The organism is Achromobacter sp. 1011811831 (genome assembly GCF_059760905.1).
The window spans coordinates 12,143-26,967 of the sequence record NZ_JCBANG010000038.1; the positions used below are offsets into that span (position 1 = coordinate 12,143).

General features: G+C 69.1%; 18 protein-coding genes. 4 read left to right on the forward strand and 14 right to left on the reverse strand.

Going from position 1 to position 14,825, the window contains the following annotated elements; translation table 11 throughout:
* The first annotated feature begins 48 nt into the window (after positions 1-48).
* Positions 49-891, forward strand: a complete 843-nt coding sequence (locus tag AC6LJ9_RS15845; RefSeq protein ID WP_498148302.1) for a LysR substrate-binding domain-containing protein — start codon at positions 49-51, stop codon at positions 889-891.
* 94 nt (positions 892-985) lie between these two features.
* Here the strand turns inward: AC6LJ9_RS15845 and AC6LJ9_RS15850 are convergent, their stop codons facing one another.
* From AC6LJ9_RS15850 to AC6LJ9_RS15885, 8 genes are all read right to left on the reverse strand, one after another.
* Positions 986-1,519: an OsmC family protein gene (locus AC6LJ9_RS15850; protein WP_212318416.1), complete on the reverse strand. Its 534-nt coding sequence runs from the start codon at positions 1,517-1,519 to the stop codon at positions 986-988.
* A 21-nt stretch (positions 1,520-1,540) separates the two neighbouring features.
* Positions 1,541-3,013, reverse strand: a complete 1,473-nt coding sequence (locus AC6LJ9_RS15855; RefSeq protein ID WP_498148303.1) for a c-type cytochrome — start codon at positions 3,011-3,013, stop codon at positions 1,541-1,543.
* Positions 3,010-3,849 (reverse strand): ABC transporter ATP-binding protein, encoded by an 840-nt coding sequence (locus AC6LJ9_RS15860; RefSeq protein ID WP_498148304.1) that lies wholly within the window; start codon positions 3,847-3,849, stop codon positions 3,010-3,012. Before AC6LJ9_RS15860 ends, AC6LJ9_RS15855 begins: the two co-directional genes overlap by 4 nt.
* Positions 3,843-4,871: an ABC transporter permease gene (locus AC6LJ9_RS15865; protein WP_498148305.1), complete on the reverse strand. Its 1,029-nt coding sequence runs from the start codon at positions 4,869-4,871 to the stop codon at positions 3,843-3,845. Before AC6LJ9_RS15865 ends, AC6LJ9_RS15860 begins: the two co-directional genes overlap by 7 nt.
* On the reverse strand, positions 4,858-5,901 hold the full coding sequence (locus AC6LJ9_RS15870) for an ABC transporter substrate-binding protein (RefSeq protein WP_212318411.1): 1,044 nt from the start codon (positions 5,899-5,901) through the stop codon (positions 4,858-4,860). Before AC6LJ9_RS15870 ends, AC6LJ9_RS15865 begins: the two co-directional genes overlap by 14 nt.
* A 164-nt stretch (positions 5,902-6,065) precedes the next feature.
* Positions 6,066-6,416, reverse strand: a complete 351-nt coding sequence (locus AC6LJ9_RS15875) for a hypothetical protein (RefSeq protein ID WP_498148306.1) — start codon at positions 6,414-6,416, stop codon at positions 6,066-6,068.
* A 205-nt stretch (positions 6,417-6,621) separates the two neighbouring features.
* Positions 6,622-7,500 (reverse strand): N-formylglutamate amidohydrolase, encoded by an 879-nt coding sequence (locus AC6LJ9_RS15880; protein WP_498148307.1) that lies wholly within the window; start codon positions 7,498-7,500, stop codon positions 6,622-6,624.
* A 2-nt stretch (positions 7,501-7,502) separates the two neighbouring features.
* On the reverse strand, positions 7,503-8,492 hold the full coding sequence (locus tag AC6LJ9_RS15885) for a Bug family tripartite tricarboxylate transporter substrate binding protein (RefSeq protein WP_498148308.1): 990 nt from the start codon (positions 8,490-8,492) through the stop codon (positions 7,503-7,505).
* Between the two features lie 122 nt (positions 8,493-8,614).
* Here AC6LJ9_RS15885 and AC6LJ9_RS15890 point away from each other — a divergent pair, with 122 nt between their 5' ends.
* A complete protein-coding gene (locus AC6LJ9_RS15890) occupies positions 8,615-9,544 on the forward strand; it encodes a LysR substrate-binding domain-containing protein (protein WP_498148309.1) in 930 nt (309 codons plus the stop codon).
* Between the two features lie 143 nt (positions 9,545-9,687).
* Here AC6LJ9_RS15890 and AC6LJ9_RS15895 read toward each other — a convergent pair whose 3' ends face one another.
* From AC6LJ9_RS15895 to AC6LJ9_RS15915, 5 genes are all read right to left on the reverse strand, one after another.
* Positions 9,688-9,903, reverse strand: coding sequence for a hypothetical protein (locus AC6LJ9_RS15895; RefSeq protein ID WP_103273831.1), 216 nt, complete (start codon positions 9,901-9,903; stop codon positions 9,688-9,690).
* A gap of 206 nt (positions 9,904-10,109) precedes the next feature.
* Positions 10,110-11,213 carry an AGE family epimerase/isomerase gene (locus tag AC6LJ9_RS15900; RefSeq protein ID WP_498148310.1) on the reverse strand — a complete coding sequence of 368 codons (1,104 nt, stop codon included), beginning with the start codon at positions 11,211-11,213 and terminating at the stop codon, positions 10,110-10,112.
* 152 nt (positions 11,214-11,365) lie between these two features.
* Positions 11,366-11,578, reverse strand: coding sequence for a hypothetical protein (locus AC6LJ9_RS15905; RefSeq protein WP_103273829.1), 213 nt, complete (start codon positions 11,576-11,578; stop codon positions 11,366-11,368).
* Positions 11,579-11,856: 278 nt separating this feature from the next.
* A complete protein-coding gene (locus AC6LJ9_RS15910) occupies positions 11,857-12,081 on the reverse strand; it encodes a hypothetical protein (protein WP_103273828.1) in 225 nt (74 codons plus the stop codon).
* 72 nt (positions 12,082-12,153) lie between these two features.
* The gene (locus AC6LJ9_RS15915) at positions 12,154-13,065 is read right to left on the reverse strand and encodes a DMT family transporter (protein ID WP_498148311.1); all 912 of its coding nucleotides are present in this window, start codon (positions 13,063-13,065) and stop codon (positions 12,154-12,156) included.
* A gap of 159 nt (positions 13,066-13,224) precedes the next feature.
* Here AC6LJ9_RS15915 and AC6LJ9_RS15920 point away from each other — a divergent pair, with 159 nt between their 5' ends.
* Both AC6LJ9_RS15920 and AC6LJ9_RS15925 read left to right on the forward strand, forming a co-directional pair.
* Positions 13,225-13,695 (forward strand): Lrp/AsnC family transcriptional regulator, encoded by a 471-nt coding sequence (locus AC6LJ9_RS15920; RefSeq protein ID WP_103273826.1) that lies wholly within the window; start codon positions 13,225-13,227, stop codon positions 13,693-13,695.
* 119 nt (positions 13,696-13,814) lie between these two features.
* Positions 13,815-14,048 (forward strand): hypothetical protein, encoded by a 234-nt coding sequence (locus AC6LJ9_RS15925; RefSeq protein WP_103273825.1) that lies wholly within the window; start codon positions 13,815-13,817, stop codon positions 14,046-14,048.
* 82 nt (positions 14,049-14,130) lie between these two features.
* Here AC6LJ9_RS15925 and AC6LJ9_RS15930 read toward each other — a convergent pair whose 3' ends face one another.
* Positions 14,131-14,727, reverse strand: coding sequence for a BPSL1445 family SYLF domain-containing lipoprotein (locus AC6LJ9_RS15930; RefSeq protein ID WP_212318397.1), 597 nt, complete (start codon positions 14,725-14,727; stop codon positions 14,131-14,133).
* Positions 14,728-14,825: the final 98 nt, after the last annotated feature.

The window sequence follows — 14,825 nt, forward strand, 5'->3', positions numbered from 1 at the left end:
CCCATTGATTACTTTGACTGTCATCGGAATTTCCTATGACAGGCCGCCATGCTGAATCCGCTCTGGCTCAAGACCTTCGCCACCGCCGCCGCCGCGCCCAGCTTCACCGAGGCCGCGCGGCGGCTGGGCCTGACCCAGCCCACCGTCAGCGAACACGTGCGCCAGCTGGAGCAGGCGCTGAACCGGCGACTGTTCGTGCGCGACACCCACACGCTGGCGTTGACCAGCGACGGCCGCAGCCTGCTGGTGCATGCGCGCATCATCCTGGATGCCCATGAACGGGCCGAGCGCCTGTTCGATGCGCCCCGGCTGCGCGGCCGCGTGCGGCTGGGCACGTCCGACGACCTGGCGCTGGGGCCCCTGCCCGACGTGCTGGCCGCCTTCCGGCTGGCGCATCCCGAGGTCGAGCTGGACATCAGCATCGGCGTCACCAGCGAGCTGTACAAGCTGCTGGACGACAACGCGCTGGACGTGATGATAGGCAAGCGCCGGCGCGGCGACCGGCGCGGCCAGACGCTGCACAAGGAGGCGCTGCTGTGGCAGGCCAAGGAAGGCCTGCCGCTGGATCCCGACGCGCCGCTGCCGCTGATCCTGCTGCGCGAGCCCAGCGTCACGCGCGGGCTGGCGCTGGACGCGCTGGCGCGCGCCGGACGCAGCTGGCAGATCGTCTGCACCAGCACCAGCTATGCGGGCTGCCAGGCGGCGGCGCGCGCCGGCCTGGGCGTGACGGTGCAGCCGTCGCACCTGTCCACCGCCGGTCTGGCGCCGCCGGCCGGCGCGCAGCGGCTGCCGCCGCTGCCGCAGGTGGAATTCATCGTGATCGCGGCGCCCTCGCCCAACCGGCCCACGCGCGCGCTGACCGAGATCCTGATGCGCAGCCGGCTGGCCTGAGCGTCCGGTCGCCACTCGCCCAAACGCGCGCCCATGCCAGCGCCCTCGCCTACGCCCTGATCGCGTCCGGCTGCGCGCCCCGATCCCGCCCTGCCTACTGCGTCGCCGGCCGAGTGTGCCGCACGCTGCCCTCCAGCGGCTGCGGACGCTTGAGCAGGTTCAGGATGGGACACCACTGCTCCACCGCCTCGTGCACCGCGCGCACTTGCGCCTCGTCGGCCGGCGACACGATGTGCGCGGTGTAGCGGATGTTGTGCGGGAAGAACGGCACGTTCTCATAGCCCGGCTTGCCGCCGCGCGGATCCAGGTCGCCTTCGATCTCCACCTGCAACGACTCCAGCGGCAGCTGCAATTCGGCGGCCTTGATCAGGAAGATGTGCGTCAGGCAGCTGCCCAGCGAACCGAGCAGCAGCTCGGGCGAACTGGGTCCCAGGTCGTAGCCGGCGAAATCGGCCGGGCTGTCGCTCACCACCTGATGGTCGCGGATGCGGATGCGGCGCACGCCGCTGCGGCCTTCGGCCGACACCTGCGCGCGCAGCTTCACAGGCTCGACGGTCTGCGGATCGCGGGCATTGCGCAGCAGCACGGCTTCGCGTTTCTGGCCCAGGTATTCGTTCAAGTTGCTCATGGCTTCTGTCTCGGTGCTTGCTCAGGAACGATGCGCGTGGCGCGCATCCGGAAGGCCCGCTCCTTGCGGAGCGCGCCGGATATCGGGAATGGGGATGGGCTTGCGGTCCATCGCCCCCAGCAGCTCGCCCAGGCCCTGGGCCGAGCTGTTCTCCATGCGGCCGTCGGGACCGCAGACGTTGTCGGCGCTGGTCCAGGCCGGCGCCGCGCCCGGCAGCCGACGCGCGCGCAGCCAGCCGCGCCGGTCCACCATGAATTGCGCGCCGGCCAGCCCGTCCTCGGGCAGGCCCGCCGCCAGCGCATAGGCGGCCCAGGCTTGCGGCCCCGCCGCCACGCAGTCCGCGTCGGCAACCGGCGCGCCGTCGCGGCTCAGGGCCACGGTCAGCAGGCGCGGGTCCTGCGGCTCGGGCGACGCGCCGGGCGCCTGCGCCAGCACCCGCACGGGCAGGCCGCGCAGATCCGTCAGCCAGGCCTCTCGGCCGTCCCGGCACGACAGCGCCACCGCCGGCGCCGGCACCGCCGGCATGCCCGCCCCGCCGCTCACGCCATAGGCCTGCAGCCGCAGATAGTCCAGCACGCGCCAGATGTCGTCGCCGCTCAGCGCGGCGCCAAAGGCCGGCATGGCCGGGGCGTCCTGTGGCGCGTCGCCGCCATGCGCCACGCGCCAGTGCAGCTCGCCCTCCAGCCGGTTGTCGAACAGGGCAGGCCCCAGCACGCTGGGCCAGCGCGGCAGGCTGGCCGCGCGCGCGCCGCGCCCGTCCGCGGCGGCGCCGTGGCAGGACGCGCAGTGCGCCTGATACAGGGCCGCGCCGCGCAACAGCTCCCGGTCCGAGAACGGCAGCGGCGAACGCTGGTAGGAAGTGGCCCGCGCCTCGGTCAGCAGCATGCGCGGATGCGGCCAGCTGACGCTCGCACCCAGCGCGATGGCCGTCAGCGACAGGGCGATGCGCCAGCGACGCCAACGCCACGCGGCCAGGGCCAGCAGCACGGCCGACGCCATCTGCGCGCCGGCCCAGGCCAGCCTGCGCCAAGTATGCGGGCTGACCGGCAAGTCCGCGTCATAGCGCCAGGCAAAGGGCCAATGGGCCACCGCCAGCGCCTCGCCTCCCTGCCAGGCGAAACCCTGCCCCAGCAGCAGCGCCAGCACGGCCAGCGCGCCGGCGGCCAGCACCGCGCCGTGACGCGCCGGCGTGCCGCCGTTGGAATCCGCATCCGCCTCGCGCCGCCACAGCCATGCGGCGGCCAGGGCCAGCGCCAGCGCCGCGCCCGAGGCCAGCGCCAGATGTCCGGCGCGGGAACCCAGCAGGCCCGGCAAGCCTTGCACCCGCGACCAGCCCAAGACCACCAGCCCGGCCACCCCGGCCAGCGTCCAGGCCGAAGCCCAGGCCAGCCGCGCGCGCCCCGCCCCGCTTGCGCCCGCCAGGGCGGCGCGCGACCAGGCCAGCATGGCCGCTGGCGCCGCCGCGGCGGCCAGCGCCATTGCCACGGTACTCACCACGTCGCATCCAGTCCCAACAGCGCCAAGGCGCGATGCCGCAATGCCGCCAGCTTCGGATCGCCCCGATGGCGCGGGTACGGCAGGTCGTTGACGATCTCGTCCTTGATGCGCGCCGGCCGCTCGCTCAGCACCACGATGCGGGTCGCCATGAACAGCGCTTCCTCGACGTCGTGCGTCACCAGCAGCGCGGTGAAGCCCGCGCGTTGCCACAAGTCCACCAGCTCGGACTGCATGGCGATGCGGGTCAGCGAATCCAGCTTGCCCAGGGGCTCGTCCAGGATCAGGATGCGCGGGTCATTGACCAGCGCGTGCGCCAGCGCCGCGCGCTGCGCCATGCCGCCGGACAGCTGATGCGGATAAGCCTGGCCGAAGGCCTGCAGGCCGACGCGCTGCAAGGCATCGTCCACGCGCGCGCCCTGGGTCTTGAGCAGGCCGCGTGCCTGCAGGCCCAGCGCCACGTTGTTCCGGACCGTGCGCCAGGGATACAGCGTGGGGTCCTGGAACACCACGATGCGCGAAGGCGACGGACCGGCGATGGGCTCGCCGTCGGCCAGCAGCGCGCCCTCGGCCGGCGGTTCCAGTCCCGCGACCAGGCGCAGCAGCGTGGACTTGCCGCAGCCGCTCGGACCGAGCAGAGCCACGAACTCGCCCGGCTGGATATCCAGGTCGATGTTGTCCAGCACCGGCAGGGCCGCGCCTTCCAGCTCGAAGCGGTGATTGACGCCGCGCACCGACAAGGCCGCGCCGCGCGCCGGCTGCGCGCCCGTCGCAGCGCCGAATCCCGGCGGATGCGCCGCCGGCGCCGGGGAAACCGATTGCGCCACGGCTACCATTTGACGACTCCCTTCTGCCATGCGAGGAGGCGGTCGCGCCCCAGGAACAGCAGCGTGATCAGGCCCGAGAACACCAGCGCCATCACGATCAGCGCGCCGTACATATTGGCGTAGGACGCCCAGCCCTGCGCCCAGGACAGATACCAGCCCAGGCCGGATTTCACGCCCATCATTTCAGCGGCCACCAACACCGAGAACGACGCGCCCAGCCCCATGAACAGGCCCACGAAGACCTGCGGCAGCGCCGCCGGTATGGCCACGCGCAGCACCAGGAACCACTCGCTGGCGCCCATGGTGCGCGCCACGTCGTAGTAGGCGCGGTTCACGCCCGCCACGCCGGACCAGGTGAGCACGGTGACGGGGAACCAGGTCGCCAGCGCGATCAGGAACACCGCCGCCGACCAGCCGGACGGAAAGAAGTAGAACGCCATCGGCAGGAGCGCGGTCGACGGCACCGGCCCCAGGAAGCGCAGCACCGGATGCACCCAATAACCCAGCCCGCGCGACCAGCCGATCGCCACGCCGGTCAGGAAGCCCGCCGCCGCGCCCAGCGCGAAACCGTTGAACAGCAGCCACAGCGAATTGATCAGGCTGTCCAGGAGCCGCTTGTAGTCCGAGACGTAGACCTCGATCAGCGATTGCGGCGGCGCGAAGAAGGGACTGGGCAACAGGGCCAGCTTGGCGGTTGCCAGCTCCCAACCACCCACGGCCACCGCCAGCGCCGCGAACCACGGTCCGGCGCGGCGCAGCGCCTGCGCCGGCCGGGCCTGTTCGCGGCCCGACACTGCCGCCAGCAGCAACAGGGCCGCCAGCGCCAGCGCCGCCACGCCGAACTCGCGCGTATAGCTCCAGGACGTGAAGCCGACCTCGACATTGGGCAGGCCCAGCGTCAGCCCGCCCACGCCGGCCCACAGCGCGGCGGCGACCACGCCCGTCTTCCACAGGCGCCATCCCGGCGCGCGCGCGGCGCGCCCCGGAGCGCGCGCCGCGCTGGCGGCCAGCGCCGCGTCAGCCGAGGACATTGGGCACCACCGCTTGCGCGTATTTGTTGATGTCCAGGTTCGCGCTCAGGACCTTGATGATCTTCAGGTCCTTGGCGTAGCCCACGATTTCCTCGCGCAGCGCGGCGCCGGTGGAAGCATGGCCGTGCGAGTGGCTGCGCAGGATCTGCGCCACGCGCTCGGCCGGCACCTTGCCCGGCACGTAGGGCGCGAAGATGCGCGCGGTCTCGTCGGGATTGGACGCGGTCCAGCGCTGCGCGTCGATCACCGCGCGCGTGATGGCGGCGGCGGCCTCCGGATCCTTGCGCACCAGGTCGCCGCGCAGGCCCAGCACGCAGCAGGTGCGGTTCTCGTAGTCACCTTCCAGATTGGTGGCGATCTCGCGCAGCTTGTTGTCCTCGCGCAGCGTGTAGATGAGCGGATCGTCGCCAGCGATGGCGTCGACCTCGCCCTTCCTCAGCACTTCGCCGAACAGGTCCTGCGGATACTGGCGCCAGTCCACCTGATCGGGATCCAGGCCCAGCTGCGCCACGCGGATGGCGAAGAAGTTCTTCACCGGGCTGGCCTGGTCCGACACGGCCACGCGCCGGCCCTTCAGGTCCTGCACGCTCTTGATGGGCGAATCAGCCGGCGTCAGCAACCGCATGCAGCCGCCGTGCGTGCCGACGGCCAGCTTGACGTCGAAGCCCTGCTCCAGCGGCTTGAGCCAGCGCAGCGCCATGCCGATGCCGCCGTCGGCATGCCCGGTGGCGATGGCTTCAAGCAGCTGGTCGGTCGAGCCACTGAAGTTGATGCGCTCGACGCGCAGGCCGTATTTGTCGAAGAAGCCGCGCTCCAGCGCCACCGACACGGGCGACTGGCAGACGGCGGTCTGGCTCCATGCGATCTTGAACGTGCGCGGCGCGGTATTGGCCGCCAGCACGCGCGAGCCCAGCATGCCGAGCGGCGCGGCCAGGCCGGCGACGCCGGCGGCGCGCAACAGCGCGCGGCGGGATATGCCGCGCGACAAACCCCGGGCGCCGTCCGCGCCCGTGTGGACTTTCGTATTCATCAACCTTCCTTATGAGCAGACTGTGAATGGCGATGCTTGCCATGCGGCATCATCCGTCTGCGCCAAGGGCCAGGACAAATACAAAGTCGGGATAACAATATGTGACCGGTGGCGCGCGGCGCCATCGGAATGCCGGCGGCAGCGCCGCCGGCGCGGCGCGCGGCCTACTCCGGCAGGTGGTCCGGAACGCCTTCCGCGTCCACGCTCTTGACGCGATCCAGCGCGTTGCGCGCGGCCGACATCGCCTCGACCGTGCTGCGGAAGCGCCGGCTGATGAAGATCTCGAAAGGCTGCGGCTCTTCCTGCTCGGGCGCCTGATCCTGCGGTTCCTCGCCTTCCTGCTGCGCCGCTTTTTCCGCCTGCGCCTTCGCGGCGTCCTTGGACGGCTTCACGGCGTCCTTGGGCGGTTTCACGGGCACGCGCCGCGTCTCCAGAAACGCGCGCGCGGGCACGCGCCCCTCGGGTTGCGTCGCATACGCCACCACTGAAAATCCGTTGATGATCTTCTCGGCCATGCCGGTTCCTTGTCTCTTATGGCGCGGTCGCACCGCGACACGCTGCTGTCCTACGACAACGGCGGACGCGGCTGAAACTTAAGCAGACAGCCGTCGCGCCGCCCTGGCACAGGGGGACCCATCTTGCCAGCGCCAATAAAAACGGCGTTGACATGCGTCAACGCCGCTCTTGCCGCCTTGAGGAACCGCCTTCCTGGCGTACTTTCTATTTTGTCGATTCTGTCGCGGCGATGCGCTCGCGCACATAGGCGGTGGTTTGCGACAGCACATCGGTCAGGTCCGCGCGCAGCGCTTCGAAGCCTTCATTGCGTTCGCGGCTGATCTCGTCCATGTACAGCGGGCGGCGGATCTCGACCTGCAGGCTGTGGCGGTTCAGCGCGGGCTGGCCGATCTGCGCGATCAGCTGCACGCCCTTGTAGGGATCGTTGCGCGCAACGGTATAGCCCTTGGCGCGCAAGGCGGTCTCGATCAGGGCGATGAACTCCGGTTCGCACGTGCTGCCGTCGCGATCGCCCAGCACGAAGTCGGCCAGCGGATGCGGACTGGTCCGGCCCAGCCGCTCATAGGCATCGTTGGGCATGGAATGCAGGTTCAGGTGCCAGACCGCGCCGAAGCGCCGCACGGTATCGCCGATCGCGCGCGACAGGGCCGCGTGATAGGGCTCGTAATAGGCCTGAATGCGATGGCGCACCTCGGCGAGCGTGAGCTTGCGGTCGTAGATCGGCGTGGCCTTGTCCATGCGGCGCCAGATCAGCCCCTTGCCCAGCCGCGTCTTTTCGCCGGGCTCCAGCGGCTCGGGCCAGGGTTCGGCCAGCAGCTCGGGATCCAGGTCGCGCAGCGTGCGGTTGGGATCGATGTACACGCGCGGAAAATTGGCGGCGACCAGGGTCGCGCCCAGCGCTGGCGCCGCCGACCACAGCGCATCCACATGCGTGTCCTCGCCCTGGCGCAGCTGCGCCAGCGAGGCCGCGGCGCCGAAATCCGCCGGATACGTCTCGCCGCTGTGCGGCGAATCACAGACCAGCGGCAACGCCGCGACAGCGGGTTCGAATACGGATACGGGCTGGAAATCGGCTTGCGTCATTGTCAGTCTGCCTGGATGTTGGCGGCCTTGGCCACCTTGGCATAGCGGGCCAGGGCCTCGTTGATCTGGGCCTGGAACTCCTGCGGCGAAGTCGGCATCAGCGTGCCGCCCACATCTTCCGCCTTCTTGCGGAATTCCGCATTGTCCATCGCCGCGCGCACCGCCTGATTCAGGCGCTCGATCACGGCCGGCGGCGTGCCGGCCGGCGCCACCAGGCCGAACCAGCCGCCCGTGCCCATGTCGGGATAGCCCAGCTCGATGTAGGTGGGCACGTCTGGCAGCAAGGGCGAACGCTGCGCGCCCAGCACGGCCAGCGCGCGCAGCTTGCCGCCGGCGACCTGCGGCAGGGTCGAGGACAGGTTGTCGGTGATGGCATCCACCTGGCCGCCCATCACATCGTTGAGCGCCGGACCCGCGCCGCGATACGGCACATGCAGCAGCTTCATGCCGGCCAGCATCATGAAGTTCTCGATGTTCACGTGGCCCAGCGAACCCACGCCCGGCGAGGCGAAGCTGTACTTGTCGGGCGAGGCCTTGGCCAGCGCCACGAACTCGGCCATGTTCTTGACCGGGATCTGCGGATTGACCGCGAAGATGCTGGGCACGGCCAGCACATTGCCGATCGGCGCGAAGTCCTTGACCGGATCGTAGTTCATCTTGCGGTAGACGGCCGGGTTGGAACCGTGCGTGCTCATCGTCGCCATGCCGATGGTGTAGCCATCCGGCGTCGAGCGGGCGACCTGCTCCATGCCGAGCGAGCCGCCGGCGCCGGCCTTGTTCTCGACCACGATGGTCTGCTTCAGGTCGCGGCCGGCGTACTCGGCCACCAGGCGCGCCACGATGTCGGTGGAACCGCCGGCGGCGAAGGGCACCACCAGCTTGATCGGCCGGGTGGGATAGTCGGCGGCGCGGGCGGCGCCGGCAAAGGTCAGCGTGGCGATGATGCCGGCGAGCGCGACGCGCGCGAACCGGCCGGAAGGGCGGCGGGACATGAGGGCTACTCCGGGAAAGTGACGTAGTCGTTGCAGGCCGCCAGTGTCCGAACTTTACGGTCCCCTTTCAAACGACTATATTGCACGCCTTCATTACCAAAGATCATGCAAGAGACCGCCCGATGCGCCTGCATTCGCCTTCCATGTCGGAGCTGCACGCCTTCGTCACGGCGGCCCGCCTGGGCAGCTTCACCCAGGCCGCCGAGGCGCTGTGCGTGACCCAGGGCGCGGTCAGCCGGGCGATCTCGCGCCTGGAGGCGCATTTCGGCCAGCCGCTGATGCGCCGCAACGCGCACGGCCTGACGCTGACCGACACCGGCCGCAAGCTCTATGACGGCGCCCAGGAGCCGCTGCGCGCCATCGAGACCCTGAGCGCCGGCTTGCGCGCGCAGGACCGGCGGCTGCAGCTGACGCTATCGAGCGTGCCGACGCTGGCCAGCGCCTGGCTGATGCCGCGCCTGCCCGACTTCCATCAGCGTCACCCCGAGATCCAGCTGAGCTTCGCGCCCTACCGGCGCGACGAGGATTTTTCCGGCGCCACGCCCGATGCAAGCATCCTCTCGGGCGAGCGGGACCAATGGCCCGGCTGGCAGGCCGACTACGTGATCGGCCGCGAAATGGTGGTCATCTGCCATCCCGCGCGCCTGGCGGCGCGGCGGTCACAAGGCATGTGGGACACGCCCGCCGGCCTGCTGGGCGAGCCGCTGCTCTATCACGGCAATGGCGTGGAGAATTGGACGCAATGGTTCAGCGCCGTCGGCGCGCCGCGCGAGCGACTGAAGCTGGCCAGCGGCTTCGACCAGGTCTCGCTGCTGGTGCGGGCCGTGATGGCGGACATGGGCATCGCCGTGCTGCAGCGCTGCCTGGTGCGCGACGATCTGCTGGCCGGCCGCGTGGCCGCCCCCTTCCCCGGGCTGCAGGCGCGCATCGCCCGCGGCTACCACCTCTGCGCGCCGCCACAGCGGCGCGACCACTACGCGCTGGCCTGCTTCAGGAAATGGCTGCTGGATACCGCCGGCTCGGATCCCGACGTGGCGGCGGCAGGCGGCTAGGGGTGGATTTCGTGCGGGCGTATCTGCGGGACTGCACACTAGCCCCTTCGCCCGCCGGCCCCTCGGCCGCGCAACCGGGACAGTCGCAGGACGAGAAAAAGCCCCTCGCGAGGGGCTGGCTCCATCGATGTTGCCGTGGAAAATCAGGGCGCGAGCTTGAAGCCCAGGTCCACACCCCATTTGTCCGTTTCGCGCAACCATTTGGCGCCGCAGCTCAGGCAGCGGAAATGATCCTCGCGGCTTTCCTCGCGACCACGCTGCGTCGGGTTGGTGAATCCTTGATGACCGAGCTGCGCATGCGGCGCGACGCCGGCCAGGCCAGGGTTAATGCGTTGGCAAGCCAAGCACATAACGCTCATTGATGCTTCCCCACAAACTTAGTTACGAAATTGTAAGGGATTTCACCAATATTCTTCGCAAAAAATTGTTAACGAAGCAAGAATGACCGGGAAATATGTGCAGAAATCGGACAGTCGGCGCAATCCGGGCACAGCATCTTCCAGAATCGAACGGCCCGCGTCCGCGAAATCGGCACGGGATCGGGGCGGACGCCCCGCCCCGCGCGTCAACCCGCCTCGGACAGCGCCGCCAGGCAGGTCGCCAGGTGGTATGGCGAGGTTGACGGCATATCGGCGCGCGCCACGCCCCCCTGGGCATCCAGGCACTCGTACCAGCCGCCGGCATGCAGGAACCGGGCGCAAAAGCCATCGAGCGCCCCGGCCAGCGCCTCGCGCTCGCCCAGCACCGCCAGCATGCGCAGGTACTCCGCCTGCGCCCAGATGCGGCGCGTGTCGTCGCGCACCGCGCCGTTCTCCGCCAGCGCGGCGCGCACGCCCATGGCGTCGACGCCATGGCGGCGCGCCCACTGCGCGGCGCGCGGCAAGCTCTCGGCCAGTTCCAGCCCGTCGAAGACATCGGCCGCGCCGCGCACCAGGGACAGCCATTCAAACTGATGGCCGGGCTCATGCCGATTGTCCGCGGTCCCCTGCGGCGCCTCGGACACGCATTGCGTGGGCGCATGCACGAAATGCTGGGAGATGCCCTGCGCCAGCGCGCGCAGCCGCTGCGCGAACAGCGCCGGTTCGGCCACCTGCGCCGCGGCCAGGTAGGCCTCGGTCAGATGCATCATGGGATTCTGCGCCGGGCCGCGCAACGCGCGGCTCCAGTCCGAGGCGACGGCCGCCTCGTACAAGCCGTCGGGCCGCTTGAAGCGGGCCTCGATGGTTTCCGCCGCGCCCAGCATGAGCTTGCGCGCCGCGGCGTTGCGCGAGCGCCGGAAATACGCGGCGCAGGCGAACACGATGAAGGCATGGGTATAGAGATCCTGGGTCTCGTCCAGCGGGCGAGCCTGCGCGTCCACGCTGTAGCGCCAGCCGCCGCGCGCATCCTTGAAATGGGCGCACAGGGATTCGAACAGGCGGTCGGCATGCGCGGCGGCGACCGCTCCCGGCGCCTCGGCATACACGTAGAGCTGTCGCGCGCAAGCCATCGCGCGATAACGTTCGGCCGGCAAGGGCTTCCCAGTGGCGGCATCCAGTGATTCGAAGGGCAGCCCGAGCGTCTGGTTGAAGCCCGGTCCCATCCACATGGGCAGGATCACTGAATCGAAATGCGCGCGCAGCGCGCGGATGCCGGCTGCGAGCGTGGAGTTGGTCTGTGCGGCTGCCATCTTGGAACGGCGCGGGCCCCAGCGGAGCCTCATGTTATGGAGCAGCGACGATAACCGAAATTTCCGCTGCATTCTTGTCACCGCGCCTCTAGCCAAGCGCCATGGCCGCACAGACCGATACGACTGCGAACTCCTTTCTGCATGGTTCCGCGCTAGCGGAAGATGTTTTCCTCGACCCAGTTCTGCGCGAACAGTTCCGCGCGATCACGTGCCTCGTCCAACGAGGCGCAGTTGCCCAAGTGGGAAAATGCGGCATCCACTTCGGTGCCGCCCTCGGCCGTTACCGTCAGCAATACGCCATATCCGCCGGTATCCATGGCCGCTGTGGAAACGTCGATCAGTACTTCCTGGTCACGATGCTGCATGTGTTACCTCCCAGTCGGTTACCTAAACGCGTGAACCACGCGTGACGCGGCGGGTGCAGAAAGCCCGCTCGTATGAATAGACCTGCAAACGTCACGCGAGTTCATCTTACCGGTGGCGCGCGCGCGGCGATACCGCGCCGGGGCGCGAAATCGCCTATTCCGTCTCAGGAGATTCCCGCATGCCGCGCAGGCGCGCGCGCGAAGGCCGCAGCCTTGCCACCTTCCGGGAAAACATTCGCAAGATTCTTTGGAATTCCGGCGCGCGCCGACGCGCCGCGTCAGCGCAGATGGATGGCGCCGGGCTCTTCCATGCGCAAGGCCAGCAGGCCCTTGTCGGTGATGCGCCAGCGGCCGTCGTCATCGGCCTCGATGCAGCGCAGGGTCTGGAGCGCCTGGGCGATATCGGCGGGGATCTCCGCCTGCGCGGCGCCCGGCTGCGCATTGTCCGCGACCGTGCGCAGCCAATGGCCCAATTCACCCTTCTGGAAACGATGCAATGCCATGCCGGACTCTCTGATTCAAACTCGCTGTTGCCGGGTTCAACGATAGCACGGCGCCGGCGGCGAGCCCTGCGCTCAGGACGCGCGCAGCGCCAGCGGACGCTTCAGCCGCGACGCCACCGCCGAGGCCGCCACGCTGAGCGCGATGAGTCCCAGGCCCAGGGCCAGATCGGCAGAGATGCGCTCATGAAATACCAGCGAGGACACGACCAGGCCGATCACCGGCACGCACAGCATGGCGATGGACGTGGCCACAGGCGGCAGCTTCTGCGTCATGCCCAGCACCACGATGAAGGTCAGCGCCGTCGCCAGCGGCCCGGTGTAGAGGATCACGGGCCAGGCGTCCGGCACGGCCAGGAAGGCCGGCGCACCGTCGCGCAGACACGCCAGCGCGGCCAACGGCACGGTCGCGATGCCGGTCTGCCACGGAATCATGTCGGCGCCCAGCCGCACATGGCGATTGCCGCGCAGCTGGATGATGTTGCAGGCCCAGGCGAACGAGGCGCCCAGCAGCATGACCAGCCCGATCACCGTGTGCGCCTGCCAGGGGCTGAACGCGGGAGCCACGATCACGCCAATGCCCGCGTAGCTCAACAGCGTGGCCAGCCACTGCGCGGCGGACAGGCGCTCCTTCAGTACCAACGCGGACAGCGGGATGACCCAGATCGACGTGGCATAGGCGATCACCGAGGCGCGGCCGGGCGCCACATACTGCAAGGCCCACAGCGCCAGCGCCGTGAACGCGCCCATCTGCAGCAGCGCCACGCCGGCGACCAGCGGCCACTCCTGCCGCGTCGGTAGCCGCAACCGGCCCATCAGCCCCAACACCAGCGCGCTGATCAGCGCCGCCGAGCCGAAGCGGCTGGCCGCCAGCCACAGCGGGCTCATGTGCTCCAGCCCCAGCTTCATGACGGGCCAATTGCCGCCCCAGATCATCACCGCGCCCGCCAGGGGCAGAAAACCGCGCACGCTGCTGTACTGACTCATTGCTGCCTGATTTACCGCTATTTATTCCGTGCTTCGGCCCTTTTGCCGAAGAAGGCGAAAGTCTATAGGGTTAACCCCAGCACTATTGACTTCAATTTACCGTTGCTACAGGCATACTCAGCACAAACCAATCGACTATCCATTTTTCATAGGTCATTCATGCTGGACATCAACCTGGACGCCACCGACATCCGGATCCTGAACGAACTTCAGCGCGACGCGCGCCTGACCAATGTGGAACTGGCCGCCCGGGTCAATCTGTCGGCATCGCCCTGCCTGGCCCGGGTGCGGCGCCTGGAAACCGAGGGCCTGATCGACCGCCGCGTCACGCTGCTGAACGCGCGCAAGCTGGGCCTGAAGGTCAACGTGTTCATCCAGATCTCGCTGGACAAGCAGCGCAAGGCCGCCCTGGACGTGTTCGAGCGCGAGATCGCGGTGCTGCCGGAGATCATGGAGTGCTATCTGATGTCGGGCGACGCCGATTACCTGGTGCGCGCGCTGGTGCCCGACGTGGATGCGCTGGAACGGCTGATCGTCGAACACATCACGCGCATCCCCGGCGTGGCCAGCATTCGCTCCAGCTTCGCGCTCAAGCAGGTGCTCTACACCACCGCGGTGCCGCTGGCCTGACCCCGCGCATGCCCAGGCGCCGCGCGGCTTGCGGGATGCGGCCATGGCCCGCACAATGAAGACGCATGGCGCCCGCCGCCGGCAGGCGCCGTTTCCCAACGCCACCCAAGGAGCACACCATGCCTGAAACCGACTGGTTCCCCGGCGGCGCGCTGCCCGACCGCCAGGGATATTTCGAAGTGGAATTCGCCTCCGGCGAAACCGAGATCACGCGCTACGGCCTGCTGGGATGGGAGCCCGAGGAATCGCGCGGCCGCATCCTGCGCTGGCGCGGCCTGGATCCTGAAATCGAAGCCGCCGAGATCGCGCGCGCGCAAGCCGTGCGCCAGGGCGGCGACGCCGCCATGCTTTGAAATGAAAAGCGGCCGGCATGAAAGCCGGCCGCTGCTGCCCGCGCAATGCAGGCGGTCCGGCGCGCTTGGCGCCGGGAAAGGATCACAGTCCGTCGATCTTGGAGATCTTCGTGCCGGCCAGCGACACGCCGGCCATCAGTCCGCCATTGTTCATCACGAAGCCCACCACCGGCTGCTGCGCCGTGTTGGTGTCGATGCGGCCGTTCGCGCCGATATCCACCACCGCGACAGTGGCGTCGGCCCCAACGGTCCAGCCGCTGCTGTTACGGAACTTGTCCAACGCGCCTTGCGTCATGAACAGCAACACCATGGCCTTGGACTGCGCGCCGGCCTGGAAGCCGATCGAGCCAGCGGTGGTGCTGTAGTAGCCGGCATTGGCGCCGCCCACGCGCAGCAGGCCCTTGCCGTGCTCGGCGCCGACGATGAAGCTGCCGCTCAGCACATCCGGGAATATCAGCACGCCCTTGGCGCGCGCCACCAGCTCCTTGGACTGCGGCGAAGCCTGGTACAGCCTGCCCAACGTCTCGTCCGCCGCGCTGCTGAGCGACTTGCGCTGCTCGGCGGGCGTGGCCGATGAAGTCGGCGTAGTGGTGGTGCAGCCGGCGAACAGCAGACCGGCGACGCTGATCGTCGCGGCGGCCAGGCCGGCGCGGCGGAACATGGGAAGAGAATCGAACATGGAACGCTCCTTGTTGTTGTCATCCGCCCCCACTGTAACGGCCAGGGGGCCCAAGGCAAGCCACACGATTGTGATAAACGCAACAAAACCTGCCGCGG

Bases quoted from the DNA above. Each gene is read 5' to 3' on its own strand.
- AC6LJ9_RS15850 (WP_212318416.1), bottom strand. From the start codon at position 1,519: ATGAGCAACTTGAACGAATACCTGGGCCAGAAACGCGAAGCCGTGCTG.
- AC6LJ9_RS15890 (WP_498148309.1), top strand. From the start codon at position 8,615: ATGCGCCTGCATTCGCCTTCCATGTCGGAGCTGCACGCCTTCGTCACG.
- AC6LJ9_RS15920 (WP_103273826.1), top strand. From the start codon at position 13,225: ATGCTGGACATCAACCTGGACGCCACCGACATCCGGATCCTGAACGAA.
- AC6LJ9_RS15860 (WP_498148304.1), bottom strand. From the start codon at position 3,849: ATGGTAGCCGTGGCGCAATCGGTTTCCCCGGCGCCGGCGGCGCATCCG.
- AC6LJ9_RS15875 (WP_498148306.1), bottom strand. From the start codon at position 6,416: ATGGCCGAGAAGATCATCAACGGATTTTCAGTGGTGGCGTATGCGACG.
- AC6LJ9_RS15900 (WP_498148310.1), bottom strand. From the start codon at position 11,213: ATGGCAGCCGCACAGACCAACTCCACGCTCGCAGCCGGCATCCGCGCG.
- AC6LJ9_RS15905 (WP_103273829.1), bottom strand. From the start codon at position 11,578: ATGCAGCATCGTGACCAGGAAGTACTGATCGACGTTTCCACAGCGGCC.
- AC6LJ9_RS15925 (WP_103273825.1), top strand. From the start codon at position 13,815: ATGCCTGAAACCGACTGGTTCCCCGGCGGCGCGCTGCCCGACCGCCAG.
- AC6LJ9_RS15910 (WP_103273828.1), bottom strand. From the start codon at position 12,081: ATGGCATTGCATCGTTTCCAGAAGGGTGAATTGGGCCATTGGCTGCGC.
- AC6LJ9_RS15930 (WP_212318397.1), bottom strand. From the start codon at position 14,727: ATGTTCGATTCTCTTCCCATGTTCCGCCGCGCCGGCCTGGCCGCCGCG.
- AC6LJ9_RS15895 (WP_103273831.1), bottom strand. From the start codon at position 9,903: ATGAGCGTTATGTGCTTGGCTTGCCAACGCATTAACCCTGGCCTGGCC.
- AC6LJ9_RS15870 (WP_212318411.1), bottom strand. From the start codon at position 5,901: ATGAATACGAAAGTCCACACGGGCGCGGACGGCGCCCGGGGTTTGTCG.
- AC6LJ9_RS15845 (WP_498148302.1), top strand. From the start codon at position 49: ATGCTGAATCCGCTCTGGCTCAAGACCTTCGCCACCGCCGCCGCCGCG.
- AC6LJ9_RS15915 (WP_498148311.1), bottom strand. From the start codon at position 13,065: ATGAGTCAGTACAGCAGCGTGCGCGGTTTTCTGCCCCTGGCGGGCGCG.
- AC6LJ9_RS15880 (WP_498148307.1), bottom strand. From the start codon at position 7,500: ATGACGCAAGCCGATTTCCAGCCCGTATCCGTATTCGAACCCGCTGTC.
- AC6LJ9_RS15865 (WP_498148305.1), bottom strand. From the start codon at position 4,871: ATGTCCTCGGCTGACGCGGCGCTGGCCGCCAGCGCGGCGCGCGCTCCG.
- AC6LJ9_RS15885 (WP_498148308.1), bottom strand. From the start codon at position 8,492: ATGTCCCGCCGCCCTTCCGGCCGGTTCGCGCGCGTCGCGCTCGCCGGC.